The organism is Bradyrhizobium sp. USDA 3311 (assembly GCF_054062495.1).
The window spans coordinates 7324022-7344998 of record NZ_JBSSFI010000001.1 but is presented as its reverse complement, the minus strand read 5'-3'; the positions used below and the strand labels follow the sequence as shown (position 1 = coordinate 7344998).

Sequence of the window (20977 nt, the reverse complement as noted above, 5' to 3'; positions counted from 1 at the left end):
AGGTCCATAGATCAGAATTTCAGTTGCGTACCTCAAAAATCGAAGGCAGGATTGCAGCCAAAGAATAAGAGCCGATCGGGAGGGATGTGATGAGACTGCTCGGGAAGCTGGGACTCGCCGCTGCCGCATGCCTGCTTTGGGCCAACTCTGCCGCAGCCGACACGACGGTGAAATGGCTCCACATCGAGGCCAATCCGGCCCAGGTGAAGATCTGGGAGGAGGTTGCGCGCGCCTATGAGGCGTCGCATCCGGGCGTCAAGGTCGAGATGCAGTTCCTCGAGAACGAGGCCTACAAGGCCAAGCTGCCGACCATCCTGCAATCCAAGGATCGGCCCAACATCATCTACAGCTGGGCCGGTGGCGTCCTGAAGGCGCAGATCGAAGCCGGCGTCCTCGACGACATCACCGATTCCGTGAAGGGTTACAGCGACAGCCTGACGCCGGCAGCGCTCGCTGCCTTCACCAGCAATGGCCGCGTCTATGGACTTCCGACCGCGCTGTCGCAGGTCGGCTTCCTCTGCAACAGGGAGCTGATGGCCAAGGCGAAGGTCGATCCCGCGGGGATCAAGAGCTGGGATGACCTGCTTGCCGCCGTCAAGACGTTGAAGGCCGCAGGCGTGACGCCGATCGTGGTCGGCGGCGCCGACAAATGGCCGTTGCACTTCTATTGGACGCATCTTGCCGTGCGCATCGGCGGCAAGCCGGCCTTCGACGCGGCGCTGCGCGGCGAGAACGGCGGCTTCGCCGGCGAAACCTTCCAGAAGTCCGGCGAGCTATTCAAGCAGCTCGTCGATCTTCAGCCGTTCCAGAACGGTTTCCTGGGCTTCAAGAATCCGCAAGCGGTCGGTTATTTCGGCGACGGCAAGGCCGCAATGACGCTCGCCATCAGCACCGTCTATCATCTGCAGCGCGCGCTCGCCGCCGACAAGGTGGGCCTCTCCGAGGACAAGATCTGCTGGTTCGACTTCCCGGTCGTCTCGGGCGGCAAGGGCGCGCCGACCGACACGCTCGGCGGCATCACCGGCTGGCTGATCACCAAGGGCTCGCCGAAGGAGGCGGTCGACTTCCTGAAATACTTCGTCTCCAAGGACGTGCAGACGCGGCTTGCGGCGGGCAATTTCATCATCCCGGTGGCGCAGGGCGCGGATGCCGGCCTCAACAATTCCTTCATGAAGCTGATCGCGGCCAATCTGGCGAAGTCGAACTATCACCAGAACTTCTACGACCAGAGCCTCGGTCCCTCGGTCGGTCGCGTCGTCAATGACGTTACTGCCGAAATCGCCGGCGGCAGCATGAGCCCGCAGGACGCCGCGAAAGCGATCGAGGCGGCCTGGAAGCAGGGTAACTGACGGTGGCGCGACCGATCGCGAGCGCGCCGGCGATGAGCGTTGCGCAGACATCGGTCTCGCCGACGGCGGTGCGCGGTCCCGGCTGGGACGGCCGCTTCACGGTGCTGATCCTGTTCCTGCCGCCGGCGCTGCTGTTGTTCACGCTGTTCGTGGTGGTGCCGATCGGCGAGGCGGCCTGGTACTCGGCCTTCAACTGGAACGGCTTTGGCCGGCCGACCAACTGGATCGGCTTCGACAATTACCGCTTCGTGCTGGAGACGCGCGCCTTCTGGCTCGCGCTGCGCAACAACGGGCTGATCATCGCGGTCTCGCTGCTGATACAGCTGCCGCTGGCGCTCACGCTCGCCTTGATGCTCGCCGAGCGCTTTCGCGGGGCGGTGGCGCTGCGCATGCTGTTCTTCATGCCCTATATCCTGGCCGAGATCGCAACCGGGCTGATCTTCTCGTTCGTCTACGACGGCGACTACGGCCTGGTCGCCTCGATCTGGCGCACCTTCGGCGCCGAGCCGCCGCATCTGCTGGCCTCGACCGACACGGCGATGCTGGCGGTGCTGATCGTCATCGTATGGAAGTATTTCGGCTTCCACATGATGCTGTTCATCGCCGCGCTTCAGGGCCTCGACAAGAGCCTGGTCGAGGCGGCCACCATCGACGGGGCGACGCGGTCGCAGACGCTCCGCCATGTCGTCATCCCGTTGCTCTATCCGACCATCCGCCTCTCGGTGTTCTTCGCCATCATCGGCTCGCTCCAGCTATTCGACCTGGTGATGCCGCTGACGCGCGGGGGACCTGCGGATTCCTCCAACACGATGGTGAGCTTCCTCTACAACAACGGCATCTCCCGCATGCGCGTCGGCTATGGCAGCGCCATCGGCGTCATCCTGTTCGTGATCTGCGTGACCTTTGCCTTCACCTACAAGCGATGGTTCATGCGCGATGAGTAACACTGAGACCACCCGTACCGCGTTCGATCCCACCGTGCTGTTCAAGGCGCTGTTCCTCGCCGTGATCGCCGTCTTCGTGCTGGTGCCGCTGCTCGCGACCCTGCTCGGCGGCTTCAAGTCGCTCGGCGAGCTGCGCGTCAATCCGTTTGGCCTGCCAAGGCACTGGGAATGGCAGAACTATGCCGACATCCTGTTCTCGGCGCGCTACTGGCAGCTGCTCCGCAACTCGCTGGTCATCTCGACGCTCGCGGTGGCGCTGACCCTGATCGTGGCCTCGATGGCCGCGTTCACCTTCGCTCACGTCAGGTTCTACGGCTCATCGATGCTGCTGAGCTACCTGACGCTCGGCCTGCTGTTTCCCGCCGCGACAGCGGTGTTGCCGCTCTTCATCAAGGTGCGCGATCTCGGGCTGCTCGATACCTATTTCGGCGTCGCACTGCCGCAGGTCGCATTCAGCCTGGCCATGAGCGTGCTGCTGCTGCGGCGCTTCTTCAAGGACATTCCGTATGAACTGCTCGAAGCCGCGCTGGTGGACGGCTGCAGCTACATCAAGTTCTTTCGCTACGTGACGCTGCCGCTGTCACGGCCGATCCTTGCCACCGTCGGCACCATCACCTTCGTCAACAGCTGGAACGCCTATCTGCTGCCACTGGTGATGCTCAACACCGATGCGCTCTATCCCTGGCCGCTCGGCATCATGGTTTATCAAGGCGAGTATTCGTCCGAGTGGCACCTGATCCTTGCCTTCATCACGCTGACCATCCTGCCGACGGTCATTCTCTTCCTTCTGGCGCAGAAGCACATCGTCGCCGGCCTCACCGCGGGCGCGGTCAAGGGATGAACGGAATCTCACGGAGATCACAATGAGAAGAATAGGCGTCGGAATCATCGGCTGCGGCAACATCAGCACCGCCTATCTGAAGGCGGCCCAGCGCTTCCCGGTCATGGAGGTCAAGGCGCTCGCCGACATGCGCAGCGATGCCGCGGAGCGCCAGGGCGCGGCCTTCGGCCTGCCGGGGATGCGGGTCGATCAGTTGCTGAGGCGCGACGACGTCGAGATCGTCATCAATCTCACGGTGCCGCTCGCCCACACCGACGTCAGCCTCGCCGTGCTCAATGCCGGCAAGCATGTCCATTCCGAGAAGCCGCTCGGCATCAACGTCGCGGAGGCGCGCAAGGTGATCGATCTCGCGGCGCAGAAGAACCTTCGCGTCGGCTGCGCGCCGGATACGTTCCTGGGCGGTGGACACCAGACCGCGCGCAAGCTGATCGACGACGGCGCGATCGGCACGCCGGTTGCGGGCAGCGCCTTCTTCGGCTGTCCCGGCCACGAGCGCTGGCATCCGGCGCCAGGCTTCTATTACCTGCGCGGCGGCGGGCCGATGCTGGACATGGGGCCATATTACATCACCGATCTCGTCCAGCTGCTCGGCCCGGTCGCGAGCGTGATGGGCTCGACCGCGCGTCCGAAATCCGAACGCGTGGTGACCAGCCAGCCGATGAACGGCACGCTGATTCCGGTCGAGGTCTCGACCCATGTGGCGGGCACGCTCGAATTCGAGAGCGGGGCGGTCGTCTCGATCGCCATGAGCTTCGATGTGCCGAAGCACCGGCACGCGCCGATCGAGATCTATGGCGACAAGGGCAGCATGCTGGTGCCGGACCCGAACCGCTTCGGCGGCGAGGTGCAGGTCGCGAGGACCGGCGGTGAATGGGAGACGGTGCCGCCGACGCACGGCCATGTCGACGGTGAGTTCCGCTCGATCGGCGTCGCCGACATGGCTGCCGCGATCCTGAACAACCGGCCGCACCGCGCCAGCGGGGCGCTCGCCTTCCACGTGCTGGAGGTGATGGAGGCGTTCCAGACCTCCGCCGACGACGGGCGGCGCGTCAAGATCGAGAGCCGCGTCGAGCGGCCGGCGATGCTGCCGGCCGGACGCGAAACCGGACAGATCGACTGAGGACAGAAACATGCGCAAGGCAATGATAGTTTGGGGCGGCTGGCCGGGACACGATCCGGATCTCTGTGCCTCGATGATCCGCGGCTGGCTGAAGGCGGAAGGCTTCGAGGTGCGGATCGAAACCACGACGGCGGCGTTCGCCGATCCCGCGATTCACGATCTGTCGTTGATCATCCCGATCTACACCATGTCGAAGATCGAGAAGGCGGAAGCGCTCAATCTCTGCGCGGCGGTGCGCAGCGGCGTCGGGCTCGCCGGCCATCATGGCGGGATGTGCGACGCGTTCCGTGATTCGGTCGACTACCAGTTCCTGTGCGGCGGGCAGTGGGTTGCGCATCCCGGCAACATCATCGACTACAAGGTCGACTTGACGAAGCCGGACGACCCCATCATGAAGGGCCTGAAGAGTTTCGAGCATCGTTCAGAGCAGTATTACATGCATGTCGACCCCGCCAACGAGGTGTTGGCGACGACGACCTTCACCGGCGAGCACGCGCCCTGGATCGAGGGCGTGGTCATGCCCGTGGTGTGGAAGAAGCGCTACGGCGCGGGCAGGGTGTTCTACTCCTCGCTCGGCCACCGTGCCTACGAGCTCGACGTGCCGGAGATCCGAACGCTGATGACCCGCGGCATGCTGTGGGCGGCGCGCGAATGACAGCCGGCGCGGCGCAGCCGGTGCTTCGCGCGACGCTCGAGGATGTCGCGCGCGCGGCGGGCGTTTCGCTCGCCACCGTCGACCGCGTCGTCAACCGGCGCGAGGGCGTGCGCGCCAAGACGGTTGCGCGTGTCGAGGCCGCGGTGGCAAAACTCGGCTATCGTGCCGACGTCGCGGCCGCGCGGCTTGCCCGCGGCCAGACGTTCCGTTTCGCGTTCGTGCTGCCGACCGGCAGCAACAGCTTCATGACCAACCTGACCGAGCAGGTCCAGCGCACCGCGGACTGGCTCGCCGGCCAGCGCGGCTTCATCGATATTCTCCATGTCGACGTGTTCGATCCGGACGTGCTGGCCAGCGCGCTGGAAAACCTGTCGCCGGCCTATCAGGGCGTCGCCGTCATCGCGCTCGACCATCCGAGGGTACGCGCCGCGATCGACGAGCTCGCAGGCCGCGGGGTCGCCGTGGTGACCCTGGTGTCGGACGCGCCGAGCTCGCGCCGCCTGCACTATGTCGGTATCGACAACCCGGCCGCGGGGCGGACCGCGGCCACGCTGATGGGACGCTTCCTCGCCGGCAACGAGGGGACGGTCGCGGTGATCGCGGGATCGTTGTCGCTGCGCGATCACACCGAGCGGCAGTTCGGCTTCCACCAGATCCTGTCCAGCGAGTATCCGGATTTGCGCGCGCTCCCGGTCATCGAGGGCCGCGACGACAGCGACCGAACGCGGAAGCTCACGGCCGCGCTGCTGGCGCGCCATGCCGATCTCCGCGGCATCTATTGCTGCGGCGCCGGGAACCGTGGCATTGCTGATGCGCTCGAGGCCTCGGGACGGGCGCGCGAGGTGGTCTGGATCACCCATGAGCTGACTCAGTATACGCGGCGCTTCCTGGTTCGCGGCACGCTCGACGCCATCATCAACCAGGACCCCGGCCACGAGGCGCGGTCCGCAGCGCGCGTCCTGCTCGCGCATTGCTCGGGTGAGCCCATCAGCCCCGACCAGGAACGCATCCGCATCGACATTTTTCTGCGGGACAATCTGCCGTAACTGCGAGCTCTGATGCGCGGCCGCTGCTCTCGCCCGATCGAGCCGGCGAGGGCGGTTCAGCCTCCGCCTTGCCAGCCGGCGGTCGCGGAGAGGGCGCGCGCGTGGGCGCTCAGGGCCGTCGCTGTCGGACCTTTCAGGTCATCGTCGAGAATACCGATGGGTCCCATCATCGTGATGGCCGCGATCATGAACCCGCCCTGGTCGAAGATCGGCGCGGATAAGGAGGTGAAGTTCGGCAGCAGCGCGTCACGACAACGGCTGATGCCGTCGCGCCGGATCGTGTCCATCATCTCCTCCACCTCGGCCTTGGTGGTTGGCGCGTCATCGACCCGCGTCTCGCGCGAGCGTTCCTCCTTGAGCTCCTGATCCAGCATCTCGCCCGTCAGCGAGCGCGGCAAATGTGCAAGAAAGTTTCGCCCCAGCGCGGACCGCAGCAGGCTCAGGACGCTTCCGACGCGCAGCTCGATGATGGGCCGGCTGGCTCCGCCCTCGACGCGATAGATGATGGTCGGTCCGCGATTGCCCCACACGCCGAGAAATACGGTGTGGCCGATCGTCGTTGCGAGTTCGGTCATGGCCGGCCGCGCGACGGCGAAGACGTCGAATTGCTCGATGGCCGCCATGCCGAGCTTCAATGCGTAGGGGCCGAGGGCATAGCAGCCGGTGTCGCTCTCCTGTCGGACGATGCCCACCGCCTGAAAGCTCACGAGATAATAGTGGACGTTGGCCGCGGACATTCCGGTGTTGGCGGCGATCATCTTCAGCGGCACGGGCCGCATTTCGGTCCTGAGGTAGTCGAGGATCTTGAAGCCGATCTCGATCGACTGAATGCCGCGCCGTCCGGGCCGTTCCGCCTTGGTGATCTTGCCGGGTTTGGCTCCTCGTGCGGATGCGGGCGCCGGATCCGGCGGACGGGGTCGGCGCGGCTTCTTCACTGAAAATCCTTATAGATCAGGGTGTTATGGCGGGTGTCGTGCTGGCGCATTATTGGGCGCGTCGCGCCGGATATTCAAGCTTGCTGTATTTGACGACATCATATGTATATGACTAAATAAAATTACTTGAAGCGGGGCTGGGTTTGGCCGCGGGCGCAAACAGGGGAATGACGATGGATGCACGAGCGACGGCGGTACCCGCCGACCAGAATCTGACGCGCAGCGAGGAGCGGCAGGTCGTTCTCGCCTCGACCCTCGGCACCGTGTTCGAGTGGTACGACTTCTTCATCTACGGCTCGCTGGCCGTGTTCATGAGTTCGGTATTGTTTCCGCCGGACAACCCGACCGCCGCCGTGCTTGCGTCGCTCGGTGCTCTTGCGGCAGGCTTCGTGATCCGGCCGATCGGCGCAGTGGTCTTCGGCCGCATCGGCGATCTGGTCGGTCGAAAATATACCTTCCTCATCACCATCGTGATGATGGGCGGCGGCACGGCCTTGATCGGCTTCCTGCCCACCTATGCCAGCGTGGGTCATGCCGCATGGATCTCGCTGGTCATGCTGCGATTAATCCAGGGCCTCGCGGTCGGCGGCGAATATGGCGGTGCCGTCATCTACGTTGCGGAGCATTCGCGTCCGGACCGGCGCGGGCTTCTGACCGGCTGGATCCAGATCACATCGTCGGTCGGGCTGGCGCTCTCCATCGCGGTCATCATCGGCACGCAGAGCGTCATGAGCGAGGCCGATTTCAAGGCCTGGGGATGGCGCGCTCCCTTCATCATCTCGATCGCGATGCTGGCGTTCTCGATCTACGTCCGAGCCAGGCTGCATGAATCGCCCGTCTTCACGCGTCTCAAGGCCGAGCGTCGCCTGTCCAGGAGCCCGGTCAGAGACACGTTCGCCCGGTGGTCCAGCCTTCGCCTGGTGTTGATCGCGCTGTTCGGTGTGACCGCGGGGATGGGGTCAACCTACTTCACCGGCCAGTTCTACGTGATGATCTTCATGCAGCAGATCGCAAGGATCGACCTGCAGACATCCTATACCCTGATGGCCATCGGCCTCGTCATCGGTGCGCCGGCTTTCGTTTTCTTCGGCTGGCTGTCCGATCGGGTCGGACGCAAATGGCTGATGATGACGGGTCTCGTACTTTCGGCGCTGTGCTACCGGCCGATGTTTTCGTCGCTGCTGGAGGCAGCAAACCCGCAGCTCGTGGCTGCGACGCGCAGCGCGCCGGTGACGGTGCACGCCGACACCACCAGCGAAGCATGCCGGTTCGGCCTTGCGGCCGCATTGCTGAGCTCGCATGGTGATCACGGCAAGCCTTGCGTCCAGGCCAAGAAGCTGTTGATCGGAAGCGGCATCAACTTCAGCTATGCCGCCCCGGTCGACGGCCAGGCCGTAGCCATGACGGTCAACGGCAAAACGATTGCCGGATACGATGCGGCGGCTTACCGCAAGGCCTTGTCCGAGGCGGGTTACCCCGCCAAGGCGGATCCCGCGAAGGTGTCGTCAGCCTACATCGTCTTTCTGCTGGTCGTCATGACCGTCATCGTCGCGATGGTCTATGGGCCGGTGGCGTCGTTCCTGGTCGAGGTGTTTCCGGCCAACATCCGATACACGGCACTTTCGTTTCCCTACCACATCGGCGCCGGCATCTTCGGTGGCTTCCTGCCGTTCTTTGCAACCTATCTTTCGCTCGCGGTCGGCGACGTGTTTGCGGGGCTCTGGTATCCGGTCGTCATTTGCACGGTCGTCGCCGTGATCGGATCGATCATGCTGCCGAACAGGCCGCAAATCGAGACGGATCACTGAGTATGACATGCCGGCGGGCCGCAGCAGCGGCCCGCTCTCCGTTTCCGTGCCCGGGATGACATGATGGATAGCAACCGACCGAACACCTACAAGGCGGCCGTCGTTCAGGCCGCGTCAGATCCGACAAGCTCGCTGGTGTCGGCGCAAAAGGCTGCAGCCCTGATCGAGAAGGCCGCTGGTGCCGGCGCCAGGCTGGTCGTTTTCCCCGAAGCCTTCATTGGCGGCTATCCCAAGGGAAATTCGTTCGGCGCTCCCGTCGGCATGCGCAAGCCCGAAGGACGCGAGGCGTTCCGTTCGTATTGGGAGGCGGCCATCGATCTCGATGGCGTGGAGGTCGAGACGATCGCCGCGGCGGCGGCCGCAACCGGTGCCTTTACAGTCATCGGCTGCATCGAGCGAGAGCAGGGCACGCTCTACTGCACGGCCCTGTTCTTCGACGGGGCGCGTGGGCTCGTCGGCAAGCACCGCAAGCTGATGCCGACTGCGGGCGAGCGGCTGATCTGGGGGTTCGGCGACGGCTCGACCATGCCGGTGTTCGAGACCTCGCTTGGCAATATCGGCGCCGTGATCTGCTGGGAAAACTACATGCCGATGCTGCGCATGCACATGTACAGCCAGGGCATCAGCATCTACTGCGCTCCAACCGCGGATGATCGCGATACCTGGCTTCCGACCATGCAGCATATCGCCCTGGAGGGACGCTGCTTCGTCCTGACGGCCTGTCAGCATCTCAAGCGCGGCGCCTTCCCGGCGGACTACGAGTGCGCGCTGGGTGCCGATCCCGAGACCGTGCTCATGCGCGGCGGCAGCGCCATCGTCAATCCGCTCGGCAAGGTGCTGGCGGGCCCATGCTTCGAGGGGGAGACCATCCTGTATGCCGACATTGCGCTCGACGAGGTGACGCGCGGCAAGTTTGATTTCGACGCCGCGGGGCACTATTCCCGTCCGGACGTTTTCCAGCTCGTCGTCGACGATCGACCGAAGCGGGCAGTATCAACCGTCAGCGCCGTTTGCGCGCGCAATTGAGGGACCGATGCTCTTCGATATGGGCCACCTTCCGGCGGATGTCCGCTACAAGATTCTCACCGCGACCGTTACGCCGCGCCCCATCGCGTGGGTGACGACCCGCTCCCGAGACGGCGCCGCCAATGCCGCGCCCTTCAGCTTCTTCAACGTCCTCGGGCATGAACCGCCGACGGTCGTGCTCGGCCTGCTGCGCCATCCGAACAAGGGCTTGAAAGACACGGCGCAGAATATCGTCGAGACGGGCGAGTTCGTCGCTCACCTGGTGTCGCACCAGATGGCTGAAGCCATGAACGCGACGGCCGTCGATGCTCCGGCGGGTGTCGACGAGATGGAGATCGCGGGACTTCAAACATGTCCTTCGCAGATGGTTGCGCCTCCGCTCATCGAGGGGTGCCCGGTGGCGTTCGAATGTCGCTCCCTCTCGGTTCACGAGACCGGGCCCCGGCAGATCGCGGCGATCGGCGAGATCGTCTGTGCTCATGTGGCCGAGCAGTTCGTGATCGATGCACAGAGAGGCTATATTGATACGGTCGGCCTCGATCTCATTGCCCGCATGCACGGGTCGGGCTGGTATGCGAGGCCCCGCGATCTCTTCCAGCTGGTGCGGCCGGCGCCGATCGAATAGGCGGCCGGCGCCGGGGCCTCCGGCCATGCCCGCCCATGGCGCCCCCTTGCGGCCGATTGACATCCAATTATTACATGTCTAAAAATATGCAAATTCATATAATTCGTGAGATGCCTGAATGGACGCGCATCCGCTCAAGCTCAGGGTCAGGTCGTATGCCGCGGAGACGCCGTTCGTACGGAGCCTTGTGCTTGGCGTGGAGGACGGCCCCGTGCCGCCATGGCGGGCAGGCGCACATATCCGCGTGTCGCTCCCGAACGGAGGGGACCGTCCGTACTCGCTGATGGCCCTGCCGGGTCTTGCCGAGGATGCGCTGGCGCTCGGGGTGCTGCGCGAGGAGGCCTCGACCGGCGGCTCGCAGTTCATGCATGCGCTGAAGATCGGCGATGTCGTCAAGGCAAGCGCGCCGGTGAACAATTTTCATCTGCACGAGGGGCCGGCGCCCGCGCTGCTGTTTGCCGGCGGCATCGGTGTCACGCCGATCCTGTCGATGGCGGCAGAGCTCACCGCCCGCGCAAGTCCGTTTCGCCTGCATTACGCCGGCCGCACGAAAGGACTTCTGGCGTTCCTGCCGCATCTGCGGGAGGTCTGCGCCGATGGCCTGTCCGTTCATTACGACAACGGCGAGTCCCGTCTGGATCTTGCCGTGGCGCTCAGGGGAGCAGCCGCGAACGCCCACATCTACGTCTGCGGTCCGGCGGGAATGATCGACGCCGTGAAGGCGGCCGCGCTTGCCGAGGGCGTCCCGGCGGACCGCATTCACTACGAACTCTTCAAGTCGGAGCAGCCGTCTTCACTCGACCTGCCGTTCGAGGTCGAGATCAGATCGACCGGACAGGTCGTCGGCGTCGCAGCCGGCCAGACCATTATCCAGGCGCTGGAGGCGGCGGGGCTCGACGTGCTCTACGATTGCCGGCGCGGCGATTGCGGCATCTGCCAGTGCGGCGTGGTCGCGGGGGTGCCCGACCATCGCGACGTCATCCTGAGCGACGACGAGAAGGCCTCCAACAAGGTCATGCAGATCTGCGTGTCGCGCGCGAAGTCGGAACGTCTGGTGCTGGATTTGTGAGGGAGGCGAGGGACGCCATGGCGAAATACGGAAGGGATGCCCACGCGATTGCCGCGCTGGTGCGCGAGGCCGAGGTTCATCGCGACGTCTATGTCGACCCCGAGATCTTCGAGCTCGAGATGGAGCATCTGTTCCCGAACAGCTGGGTCTATGTCGGGCATGCCAGCCAGTTGGCGAAGCCTGGCGATTTCATCACCGCCACGATCGGCCGCCAGCCGGTGCTGGCGAGCCGCCATACCGACGGCTCCATCCATGTGTTCTACAATCGCTGTCCGCACAAGGGCGTGAAGATCGCCTCCGAGCCCTGCGGCAACACCGGAAAGTTCTTCCGCTGCCCCTATCACGCCTGGTCCTTCAAGACCGACGGCTCGCTGCTCGCGATCCCACTGAAGAAGGGCTATGAGGGCACCGGCTTCGGCGACACCCAGGCGAATGAGGGGCTGTCCAGGGTCAAGAACGTCGTGATCCATCGCGACTTCATCTTCGCACGGCTCAGCGAAAGCGGCGTTTCCTTCGAGGACTATTTCGGCGAGAGCCTTTCGACCATCGACAACATGGTCGACCGCTCGCCAGAGGGCAAGCTCGCCGTCATGGCGACGCCGATCCGCTACATGCACACCTGCAACTGGAAGATGTTGGTCGAGAACCAGACCGACACCTGCCATCCGATGGTGGCGCATGAAAGCTCGGCCGGCACTGCGGTCAAGGTCTGGAAGCGCGAGCAGGGCGATTCCACGGAAACGCCGATGGCGGTGCAGCTCTACGGTCCCTTCATGAGCCCGTACGAATTCTACGAGCAGAGCGGCATCAGGATCTGGCCGAACGGCCACGGCCATACCGGCGTCGCCAACTCCATCCATTCGAACTACTCGGATGTCCCGGGCTATCTCGACCAGATGGTCGCGGCCTACGGCGAGAAGCGGGCGCACGAGATCCTCGGCGAGGTCAGGCACAACACCGTCTATTTCCCCAACATCATGGTCAAGGGTGCCGTCCAGATCCTGCGCAACTTCATCCCGATCGCGGTCGACAAGACCCTGGTCGAGAGCTGGGTCTATCGCCTGGTCGGCGCGCCCGACAAGCTCTACGAGCGGGCGCTGATGTACAACCGCTTCATCAACGCGCCGACCTCAATCGTCGGACACGACGACCTCGAAATGTACGAGCGGGCGCAGGAAGGCCTGAAATCCAACGGCAATCAATGGGTCAATCTGCGGCGGCTCTACGAGAGCCATGAAGAGCAGGACGTCACGGCGGTGATCAACGGCACCTCCGAGCGGCAGATGCGCAACCAGTTCCACGCCTGGGCGAAATTCATGACCATGGATATGGACAAGCGTGTCGAGGCCGCCGAATGATCACCGAGAAGACGATCACGGACTTCATCTATCGCGAGGCCGAGCTGCTCGACACGATGCAGTGGCAGGCCTGGCTCGATCTGTTTCACCCCGAGGGGCGCTACTGGATGCCGCTCGAATGGCAGCAGCAGGATCCGGTGCTTCAGCCGTCGCTGATGTATGAGGACCTGCTGCTCCTGAAGGTGCGGGTCGAGCGTCTGGCCGGCGAGCGCACCTTCAGCCAGAAGCCGAAGAGCCGTTGCCATCATCTTTTGCAGGCGCCGCAGATCGTGGCGTGCGACACGGCTGCCGGCGTGTTCAAGGCGCGGACGTCCTACATCTACACCGAGACGCGCGGCGACATGCTGGAGCGCTATTCGGGATGGGCCTCGCACGATCTCGTCCAGGTCGGCGATGCCCTGAAGATCAAGCTCAAGCGCGTCGATCTCGTCAATTTCGACGCGCCGTTCGGCAACATCCAGCTCTTCATGTGAGACGAATTTGACCGCTGCGACCACAGTCTACGCCCGCTTTCGCGAGACCGCGCTTCGCCGCGGCGAGGCGGGCTTCCTCAACGTGCTGCCGGAGACGGCCGCCATCTACGGCATCGCGGCGGGCGAGATCACCTATCGCGCCATGCTCGAACGGGTCGAGCGCTGGCGCGCCGCGTTCGCGGGCCGCGGCTACGGCGAAGGCCACAGGGTCGGGCTGCTGCTCCAGAACAGGCCGGTGTTCGTCGAGCTGTGGTTCGCGCTCAACGCGCTCGGCGTCTCCGTGGTGCCGATCAATCCGGATTTGCGGCTGAGCGAGCTGGAATACATCATCGCGCATTCCGAGATGAACGCCGCGTTCGTGCTTGTCGAGCGGCGCGACGAGGTCGAGACGGCGGCGCGCCAGGCCGGTCGGCCGATCCCCGTCGTGACCAGCGAGGACGACGTGCCCGCGCCATTCGGCGGCGTGCGGCCGGCGAGCACGGGTGACGGCTCGACCGAATGCGCGCTGCTCTATACGTCGGGGACGACAGGTCAGCCCAAGGGCTGCGTGCTCACCAACACCTATTTCCTGCATTCCGGAAACTGGTATCGCGACGTCGGCGGGCTGATCGCGCTCAAGCCCGACGGCGAGCGCATGATCACGCCGCTGCCGCTGTTCCACATGAACGCGATGGCGGTGTCGCTGATGGCGATGCTGTCGGTCGGCGGCAGCCTGACCATGCTCGATCGCTTCCATCCGCGCAGTTGGTGGGCTTCCGTGCGCGACAGCCGCGCGACCTGCCTGCATTATCTCGGCGTCATGCCCTCGATGCTGATGAGCGCGCCGCCGTCGGAGCAGGACCGCGCGCACACCGTTCGCTTCGGCTTCGGTGCCGGCGTCGACAAGCTGCTGCACGCGCCGTTCGAGGACCGCTTCGGCTTTCCGCTGCTGGAGGCCTGGGCGATGACCGAGACGGGCAGCGGCGGCGTCATCGCCGCCAACGTCGAGCCGCGCAAGATCGGCACCAGCTGCTTCGGGCGACCCGCACCCGAAGTTGACGTTCGTATCGTTGATGACAGCGGCAATGACGCCCCAATTGAGACGCCGGGCGAGCTCCTGGTGCGGCGGGCAGGCGCCGACCCGCGCTACGGCTTCTTCCGCGAATATCTGAAAAACCCGGAGGCGACCGCCGAGGCGTGGGAGGGCGGCTGGCTGCATACCGGCGATATCGTGTCGCGCGATGTGGATGGCGATCTCCATTTCGTCGATCGCAAGAAGAACGTGATCCGCCGTTCCGGCGAGAACATTGCCGCGGTCGAGGTCGAGTCCGTCCTCAACCGCCACCCCGCGATCCGGCAGGCCGCGGTTGCGGCGACGCCCGATCAGGTGCGCGGCGACGAGGTTGCCGCCGTCATCATCGCCGAGGAGGCCGGCGCCGGCCGCGCGCTCGCCGAAGACATCGTCCGCTGGAGCCTGGAGCAGATGGCCTATTACAAGGCGCCGGGCTGGATCTGCTTCACCGACAGCCTGCCGCTGACCGCAACCGAGAAGATCCAGCGCGGCGGGCTGAAGGATTTTGTCGCAAGGTTGATGCGCGATGGCGCTTTCTTCGACCTCCGCGACCTCAAGCGGCGTCAGGTCTGACGCGGGGTAGGGAATCGATCATGAGCGAGATCCGCACCACACTCATCACCGGCGGCAATTCGGGGATCGGCGAGGCGCTGGCGAGAAAGCTCGTCGAGAAGGGGCAGCGCGTGGTCTCGGTCGGGCTGGAGAAGCCTGATTGGACCCATGATCTGCTCGCGGCCTATCGCGCCGATCTGACCGACATCGCGGAGACGCGCGCGATCGCGCAGGAGATCGGCCGGAATCACGCCATCGACTGCCTCGTGCACAATGCGGGCGTCATCCTGCCGAATCTGCTGCCCGACGCGAAGCCGGAAGACATTCTGATGCTGGCGCAGTTGCACCTCGGCGCGCCGATGCTGCTGACCCAGGCGGCGCTGGAAGGGATGCTGTCGCGTCGCTTCGGGCGCATCGTGTTCGTCTCTTCGCGGGCGGCGATGGGCGCGGTGACGCGCTCGGCCTATTCGGCGACCAAGGCCGGCGTGCATGGCATGGCGCGGACCTGGGCGCTGGAGCTCGCCGCGAGCGGCATCACCGTGAACGTGGTCGCGCCGGGGCCGATCCTGACCGACAATTTCTGGGGCGTCATTCCCAAGGGCTCCGAGCAGCAGGCGCGGATGGCGCGCAACGTCCCGGTCGGGCGGCTCGGCTCGCGCGAGGACGTGGCGCACGCCATCACCTTCTTCCTCGACGAACGTTCCGATTTCGTCACCGGCCAGGTGCTCTACGTCTGCGGCGGTACCAGCCTCGTGGGCCTGGGGCCGTAAGCGCTATTCGGCGGGCAAAATTGGACGCCGCCGATTGACGGTCATCTAGCGGGAGCTATCCGGCCGACACTCCGCGCTGCATGACGGCCCCGCATTGTGCACGTCAACGGATTATCCGGTCGACAACCCGTGTGGCACGGTCGATCTCCCTCTCATTCCATGCCGCAAATCCAAGAAACAATCCTCGCTCTTTTGATTTGTGAAACAGCTTGCCCGACAACCGGCGATATTGCGCCAGCCTCGAAGAGTTGTGCCGTAAGTTTCCCCGGCTTGAAGGGCGTGGACGCCATCGGCGGCCAAGCTGCGCGGCACATGGAGGCGTTGGCCGGTGGTCGGGCGTCCGCTCGTAATAAGCGTCCTCACCCCCCAGACAGTTGCAGCAACAAGGTCTGCTCACTCCCGGCGACAAGAGCAGCGTCCCCTCCAGCAAGAGCATCTTTCTGGCTCTCTGTATTTTTTGGAACTGGCCCTTTTCATAGAGCCACCTGAAACCTTATGCAAAATGCAAATTTGGTCGCGCTATTTGAGCGGAATGTCCCAGGGTTTACTTGCGATTCCAGACGTTGGCATCATGAGCACCGCCATCAGCCTCAATGACCCCCTTGAGCCATCGTAGTTTCTGGCAATGGGCCTAATCATCGGCGGGATCGCTCTTGGCGCATCAAGAACGGAACTCAGAGTGATGATATGCGGTCCCACCTCCAACCGCGCGGTGCATGCAGACCCGACAATCTAGTGGAGCGGATATGATTGGATTGTTCTTCGAAGTTATGCCGCGACCAGGACACGAGCAGGCCTATTTCGATATTGCCGCCGGTCTACGACCCGAATTGGACAAGAATCCCGGCCTTCTGTTCATTGACCGCTTCAAAAGCGTCGGTCGGCCAGGCATCGTGCTTTCGCACTCTCACTGGCGCGATGAGGCAAGCCTTGCCGGATGGCGTACCCACGCAAAGCATCATGCCGCGCAAATCGCGGGAAGAAAGCTGCACTTCGAGGACTATCGCCTGCGCATCGGCCAGCTCGTCTGCGAGTGGACTCCTCAAGCCGGCGCTCCGCGTCAATTCGAAACCACCAACAGCTACAACGACCCGGTTCTGCGGCCAGAACGATTCATGATCGTTTCTACCGCCAACTCGCCCATCCAAGCGGGCGTTGAAGGTGACATTCTGGCGAGCATTTCTCGCGAGCGAGAATACATCGTCCTGGCCCTGGCATCGTCGCTTGCAGACGGGCTTCGAATGGCAGAGGAATTCTTGTTGGCAGGCGTCGTGACATCGATCCGATTGTATCTCGTGTCTCGCGACTACGGCATGTTCGATCGAAAGGAGGCGCCTCAATATTATCCGCCCGTGACCCAGGTTCAAGAGCTTGGCTCGAAGCCGACTGATGCTGGTTTGTGACAGCATACGGTGGAGAGATGACGAAAGAGCGACGTAAGATTACTGTCGGGCTGCTGTTTGGAGGGCGCTCGGCTGAGCACGAAGTCTCCAGGGCATCCGCTGCCAATATCCTTCGAGCTCTGAACAGCGATCGCTATGACGTTTATCTCATAGGCATATCGCGAGATGGTCGCTGGTTTGCCTGCGATTCAGGGAATGGCGCGGGAACGGGTTCTAAGGCGCTCACAATTTCGGACGAGGCACCGGAGATCGGCCTTGTGCCGGGCGGGCGAGGCCGCCTCGTTCATTGCGACGGACCAACAGGAAGTGACGCGGGGAGTATCGACGTTGCATTTCCGATCTTGCACGGGCCGAACGGAGAAGATGGGACGGTGCAGGGAGCACTGGAATTAGCCGACGTGTCGTTCGTCGGTTCGTCGGTGACGGGTTCTGCCGTGGCGATGGACAAGGAAGTTTCCAAGCGGCTGATGCGCGACGCTGGCCTTCCCGTGGTGCCGTTCCTAACAACGACTGCCTCGTCCCGAATCGAATACGCTGCGGCAGTTGCCGCGCTCGGGACGCCGGATTTGTTCGTAAAGCCCGCCAATCTGGGATCATCGGTCGGCGTCTCCCGCGCGCGGTCCGAGGAGGAATTCGCAGCGTCGTGCGCTCTCGCGTTCCGCTACGACCGCAAGATCCTGGTCGAGCAAGCTCTGAACGGAGCGCGGGAGATCGAGTGTTCTGTCCTGGAGGAATCGACAGGTGAAATTCGAGCGTCTGGGCTCGGCGAGATTGTTCCCGCGAGCGAGCACGGCTTCTATTCGTATCAGGCAAAATATATCGACGCCGATGGCGCCGCTCTGCACATCCCGGCAGACCTTCCCCTGCTACAGGCTCGCCGTCTTCAGGAACTTGCCGTTGAAGTCTTCAACGTGCTCTGCTGCGAAGGTTTGGCCAGAGTCGACTTCTTTGTCCAAGGCGATGAAGTCTTTGTCAACGAGGCGAACACGTTGCCAGGGTTCACATCGAGCAGCATGTACCCCAAGCTTTGGGAAGCAAGCGGCTTGTCTCAAACCGACCTCATGGACAAGCTAATCGCGCACGCGTTTGCGCGCCACGAGCGACGTCGTGCCTTAAGCTTCGGTTGACAAGAATGCGGCGGATAGGACCCAACCAAGGAGCCCTCTGATCTCGCCGCGGAACCAGAGCGACGCGTTACATCTGCATCCGCGTGTTGCCGGCTGGGGAGTCACGCCGAGGGGAAATATGAGGAAGACGGTGTGACGCACGATCTATTTGAAGGCATGGACCGATGATGAACCTTAAGATCGAGCGCGCGTTCAAGACGGATTTGCCATTCGTGATGATGACCGAACGGTCGGAAGGATACCATACACTCGTCGGCCGGTGGGACGAGGCGCGGCATCTGGCGGCTATCGATGACAATCACTATGCCTATTTCATTGCCAGGGATTGCGCGGCTTCTGTTGGATTCGCCATTGTCCGGGATTGGGGGGCTCCGGAGAGAGTGACCTGTCTGAAACGGATAGCGGTGTCGAACCCTGGCAAGGGGCTAGGGAGGCGGCTTGTTCGCGCGGTTGTTGGCACCGTCTTTCGGGAAACCGAAGCTCACCGTGTTTGGCTAAGCGTTTTTCCAGAAAATGAACGAGCCCGCAGAGCGTATGAAGCTGTGGGCTTCAAGGCAGAAGGCATCGCACGTGGCAGCGCCTATTTTGGAGGAATCCATCGCGATGAATTGATAATGGCCGTCCTCAGAACGGAGTGGACTGCGGTTTAGGCAGGCGACGTAGCCCCATGATCGACTTGCCGGGGGATCTCCATACTCATTTCAAACGCAAAGAAACGCTGATCGAGAATGGGTAATCGTCATCTTGGCCTGCAGCCCGGCCCCCCGAGGTTTCTGCAATGACCACAGCGAAAACCCGCCTTGCATACATGGGCGCCGGCGTCGCCGTCGTGATCTGGGGAGCTACTCCTGCAGCAACCGCCATCGTTGCCCGCGAATTGTCACCTGGGTTGATCGGGTTGGCGCGGCTATTGTTATCGGCCACCATTCTCATCTCCATCGCCGTCTCATTGAAGCCAGAACTCCCGAGCGACCGGGGTGGTTGGATCGCGCTGCTGATCAGCGCCCTGGTCGGGTTCGCCGGATCATTCGTCCTGCAGGGCGTCGGCATTGCACGCACCAGCACCTCGCACGCCGCCCTCGTCCTTGCCTTGGCTCCGATCTTCACGGCGACCGTCCATTTCCTGCTTTCCCGCTGCTGGCCAAGGCCGCTCTGGTGGCTTGGAAGCGCGATCGCGCTCATGGGCGTGGCAATTCTCATTCCCGGCCGCAACCCTGCCGGAAGCGTGGCAGCGCCGACGCTCTTCGGCGACCTTCTTGTTCTTGCCGGTACGGTCACGGTCAGCGTTGGCTATGTCGCAGGCGCACGGCTCTCAGCGCGGATCGGCCTGTTCGCGGCGACCTGCTGGTCGCTTCTTCTCGCTGGGTTGATCACTCTTCCCGCATTTCCGGCCTTGGCTTCCGCTCTTGGTCAACTCTCGTTCGCCGTCTGGGGCGCGCTTGGTTTCCTGGCCGTCTTCTGCACGCTCATCGGTTTTGCAGTGTGGTTTTGGGCGCTTGAGCACGGTGGCGTCACCTCGATCGCCCCGCTTCAGTTTGGCCAGCCGCTGGTGAGCCTCGTGATCGCCGTAGCTTTCCTGTCCGAGGATATTTTCCCGGCGACCTTGTTGGCGTTGAGCCTGGTCATCCTCGGCGTCCATTTATCACGTCGAGCTGCTTGATCCTGCTCCACTTTCTGGAGAGGAAGGCTGTCAAAACGAAGCTGGATGTATCCATCAGGGAAACCGCGTCCCCAACCGCTGGCTTTCCCCGCGACAAACGCGGAACGCGATTGCGCGGAGATGCTCAAGCAACAACGTCAGATCTGGTTCTGGCGGATGTTCTCGACCATCTTGGCCAGCACCCGCGCGCAGACCTCGATGTCGTCAGGGGCGATGCCTTCGATCAGCTTGTCGTAGTTGTTCGCCATGACCGGCCAGATCTTGCGCAGCAGCGCTTCGCCGTCAGGCGTCAGACCCACGACGCGGCGGCGCTGGTCCTCCTCCGCGATCTCGCGCTTGACGAGGCCCGACGTCACCATGGATTCGACCATGCGGCTCGCCGTCGACTGCTCGGTCACCGCGAGAACGGCGATCTCGTTGACGGTGAGGGTCTTGTAGATGAACAGCACCGACAGCGTCCGGAACACGACATTGTTGACGCCGTGCTCGCTCAGGTCGCGGTTCTGGTCGAGATTCCAGCGATTGGCGAGCCGGTTGAACAGATACGGGATGTAGGTCTGCAGCTGGTCCCTGGTCCTCGGCGGACCCGACTTCCATCTGCTCTTGGATTCTCTGGCCATTATCTCTTGCGACTTTGCTTCTTGCTGTCGGTGTGGAGTTTTGAAGAAAGGGACTTCAGCACGGACAGCGCGGTATCCAGCTCCTGGGCCGAAACGTTCTCGAGCCGTTTGCCGAGATGCTTCTTGTGGATTTCGGCTGCCTTCCTGAACAGCGCTTCGCCTTTCGGCGTCAGGCGCACGATGAAGGACCGCCGGTCCTCGCTCGACATCTCCCTGCTGATGAGGTCGTCGGCGAGAAGACGCTGCACGAGGCCCGACACATTGCCGCCGGTCACTTTCAGGTTTTGCGACAACTGACCGAGCGCAAGCCCATCCCGGTAGCGATCGAGCTGGGCCAGCACGTCGAATTTTGCGAGCGACAGGCCGAACTCGGAGTTCAGCATCGAATTCAGCGAGGCGAACAGCTCGCCATGCAGCGACAGCAATTGGAGCCAGAGCCGGGTTTCAATCTGCCCGGGGACGGGAACAATGTTCTCTTTGAGTGCTGCCGGCATCGCATGACCATCGAGGACAAGGTGTCTCGTCAATTGGAGGGATTATCGCGG

At 63.4% G+C, this 20977-nt stretch carries 21 protein-coding genes; 18 read left to right on the top strand and 3 right to left on the bottom strand.

Features of this window, described 5'->3' with window-relative positions:
* Positions 1-89: 89 nt before the first annotated feature.
* From ACVWW6_RS35260 to ACVWW6_RS35235, 6 genes are read left to right on the top strand one after another with little or no spacing between them, the layout of a single operon-like run.
* On the top strand, positions 90-1349 hold the full coding sequence (locus tag ACVWW6_RS35260) for an extracellular solute-binding protein (RefSeq protein ID WP_456682322.1): 1260 nt from the start codon (positions 90-92) through the stop codon (positions 1347-1349).
* A gap of 2 nt (positions 1350-1351) precedes the next feature.
* Positions 1352-2293 (top strand): carbohydrate ABC transporter permease, encoded by a 942-nt coding sequence (locus ACVWW6_RS35255; protein ID WP_011086174.1) that lies wholly within the window; start codon positions 1352-1354, stop codon positions 2291-2293.
* Complete coding sequence (locus ACVWW6_RS35250; protein ID WP_028172026.1) at positions 2286-3134, top strand: carbohydrate ABC transporter permease; 849 nt, start codon at positions 2286-2288, stop codon at positions 3132-3134. The genes ACVWW6_RS35255 and ACVWW6_RS35250 overlap by 8 nt, the downstream gene beginning before the upstream one ends.
* Before the next feature lie 22 nt (positions 3135-3156).
* On the top strand, positions 3157-4254 hold the full coding sequence (locus tag ACVWW6_RS35245; protein ID WP_161535570.1) for a Gfo/Idh/MocA family protein: 1098 nt from the start codon (positions 3157-3159) through the stop codon (positions 4252-4254).
* Positions 4255-4264: 10 nt separating this feature from the next.
* Positions 4265-4909, top strand: a complete 645-nt coding sequence (locus ACVWW6_RS35240) for a ThuA domain-containing protein (protein WP_018643025.1) — start codon at positions 4265-4267, stop codon at positions 4907-4909.
* Positions 4906-5955: a LacI family DNA-binding transcriptional regulator gene (locus ACVWW6_RS35235; protein ID WP_011086178.1), complete on the top strand. Its 1050-nt coding sequence runs from the start codon at positions 4906-4908 to the stop codon at positions 5953-5955. The genes ACVWW6_RS35240 and ACVWW6_RS35235 overlap by 4 nt, the downstream gene beginning before the upstream one ends.
* A 56-nt stretch (positions 5956-6011) precedes the next feature.
* On the opposite strand, the gene ACVWW6_RS35230 is transcribed toward ACVWW6_RS35235, so the two are convergent.
* Positions 6012-6890 carry an IclR family transcriptional regulator gene (locus ACVWW6_RS35230; RefSeq protein ID WP_049832418.1) on the bottom strand — a complete coding sequence of 293 codons (879 nt, stop codon included), beginning with the start codon at positions 6888-6890 and terminating at the stop codon, positions 6012-6014.
* Between the two features lie 173 nt (positions 6891-7063).
* Between ACVWW6_RS35230 and ACVWW6_RS35225 the strand changes: the two genes are divergently transcribed.
* From ACVWW6_RS35225 to ACVWW6_RS35170, 12 genes are all read left to right on the top strand, one after another.
* Positions 7064-8698, top strand: a complete 1635-nt coding sequence (locus tag ACVWW6_RS35225) for an MFS transporter (RefSeq protein ID WP_456682321.1) — start codon at positions 7064-7066, stop codon at positions 8696-8698.
* Between the two features lie 60 nt (positions 8699-8758).
* Positions 8759-9724: a nitrilase gene (locus ACVWW6_RS35220; protein ID WP_456682320.1), complete on the top strand. Its 966-nt coding sequence runs from the start codon at positions 8759-8761 to the stop codon at positions 9722-9724.
* Between the two features lie 7 nt (positions 9725-9731).
* The gene (locus tag ACVWW6_RS35215; protein ID WP_456682319.1) at positions 9732-10349 is read left to right on the top strand and encodes a flavin reductase family protein; all 618 of its coding nucleotides are present in this window, start codon (positions 9732-9734) and stop codon (positions 10347-10349) included.
* 118 nt (positions 10350-10467) lie between these two features.
* Complete coding sequence (locus ACVWW6_RS35210; protein ID WP_456682318.1) at positions 10468-11418, top strand: PDR/VanB family oxidoreductase; 951 nt, start codon at positions 10468-10470, stop codon at positions 11416-11418.
* 17 nt (positions 11419-11435) lie between these two features.
* Positions 11436-12776 carry a Rieske 2Fe-2S domain-containing protein gene (locus tag ACVWW6_RS35205; protein WP_456682317.1) on the top strand — a complete coding sequence of 447 codons (1341 nt, stop codon included), beginning with the start codon at positions 11436-11438 and terminating at the stop codon, positions 12774-12776.
* Complete coding sequence (locus tag ACVWW6_RS35200) at positions 12773-13249, top strand: aromatic-ring-hydroxylating dioxygenase subunit beta (protein WP_028172018.1); 477 nt, start codon at positions 12773-12775, stop codon at positions 13247-13249. The genes ACVWW6_RS35205 and ACVWW6_RS35200 overlap by 4 nt, the downstream gene beginning before the upstream one ends.
* A 7-nt stretch (positions 13250-13256) precedes the next feature.
* Positions 13257-14873 carry an ATP-dependent acyl-CoA ligase gene (locus tag ACVWW6_RS35195; protein ID WP_456682316.1) on the top strand — a complete coding sequence of 539 codons (1617 nt, stop codon included), beginning with the start codon at positions 13257-13259 and terminating at the stop codon, positions 14871-14873.
* Between the two features lie 20 nt (positions 14874-14893).
* Positions 14894-15622: an SDR family NAD(P)-dependent oxidoreductase gene (locus ACVWW6_RS35190; protein ID WP_011086187.1), complete on the top strand. Its 729-nt coding sequence runs from the start codon at positions 14894-14896 to the stop codon at positions 15620-15622.
* Between the two features lie 746 nt (positions 15623-16368).
* Complete coding sequence (locus ACVWW6_RS35185; protein ID WP_271613344.1) at positions 16369-17025, top strand: antibiotic biosynthesis monooxygenase family protein; 657 nt, start codon at positions 16369-16371, stop codon at positions 17023-17025.
* 17 nt (positions 17026-17042) lie between these two features.
* A complete protein-coding gene (locus ACVWW6_RS35180; RefSeq protein WP_456682315.1) occupies positions 17043-18152 on the top strand; it encodes a D-alanine--D-alanine ligase family protein in 1110 nt (369 codons plus the stop codon).
* A 167-nt stretch (positions 18153-18319) separates the two neighbouring features.
* Positions 18320-18802: a GNAT family N-acetyltransferase gene (locus ACVWW6_RS35175; protein WP_271613342.1), complete on the top strand. Its 483-nt coding sequence runs from the start codon at positions 18320-18322 to the stop codon at positions 18800-18802.
* 128 nt (positions 18803-18930) lie between these two features.
* Positions 18931-19812: a DMT family transporter gene (locus ACVWW6_RS35170; RefSeq protein WP_456682314.1), complete on the top strand. Its 882-nt coding sequence runs from the start codon at positions 18931-18933 to the stop codon at positions 19810-19812.
* 137 nt (positions 19813-19949) lie between these two features.
* On the opposite strand, the gene ACVWW6_RS35165 is transcribed toward ACVWW6_RS35170, so the two are convergent.
* Both ACVWW6_RS35165 and ACVWW6_RS35160 read right to left on the bottom strand, forming a co-directional pair.
* A complete protein-coding gene (locus ACVWW6_RS35165; RefSeq protein WP_011086192.1) occupies positions 19950-20432 on the bottom strand; it encodes a MarR family winged helix-turn-helix transcriptional regulator in 483 nt (160 codons plus the stop codon).
* Positions 20432-20926, bottom strand: coding sequence for a MarR family winged helix-turn-helix transcriptional regulator (locus ACVWW6_RS35160; RefSeq protein ID WP_161535558.1), 495 nt, complete (start codon positions 20924-20926; stop codon positions 20432-20434). The genes ACVWW6_RS35165 and ACVWW6_RS35160 overlap by 1 nt, the downstream gene beginning before the upstream one ends.
* Between the last annotated feature and the right edge of the window lie 51 nt (positions 20927-20977).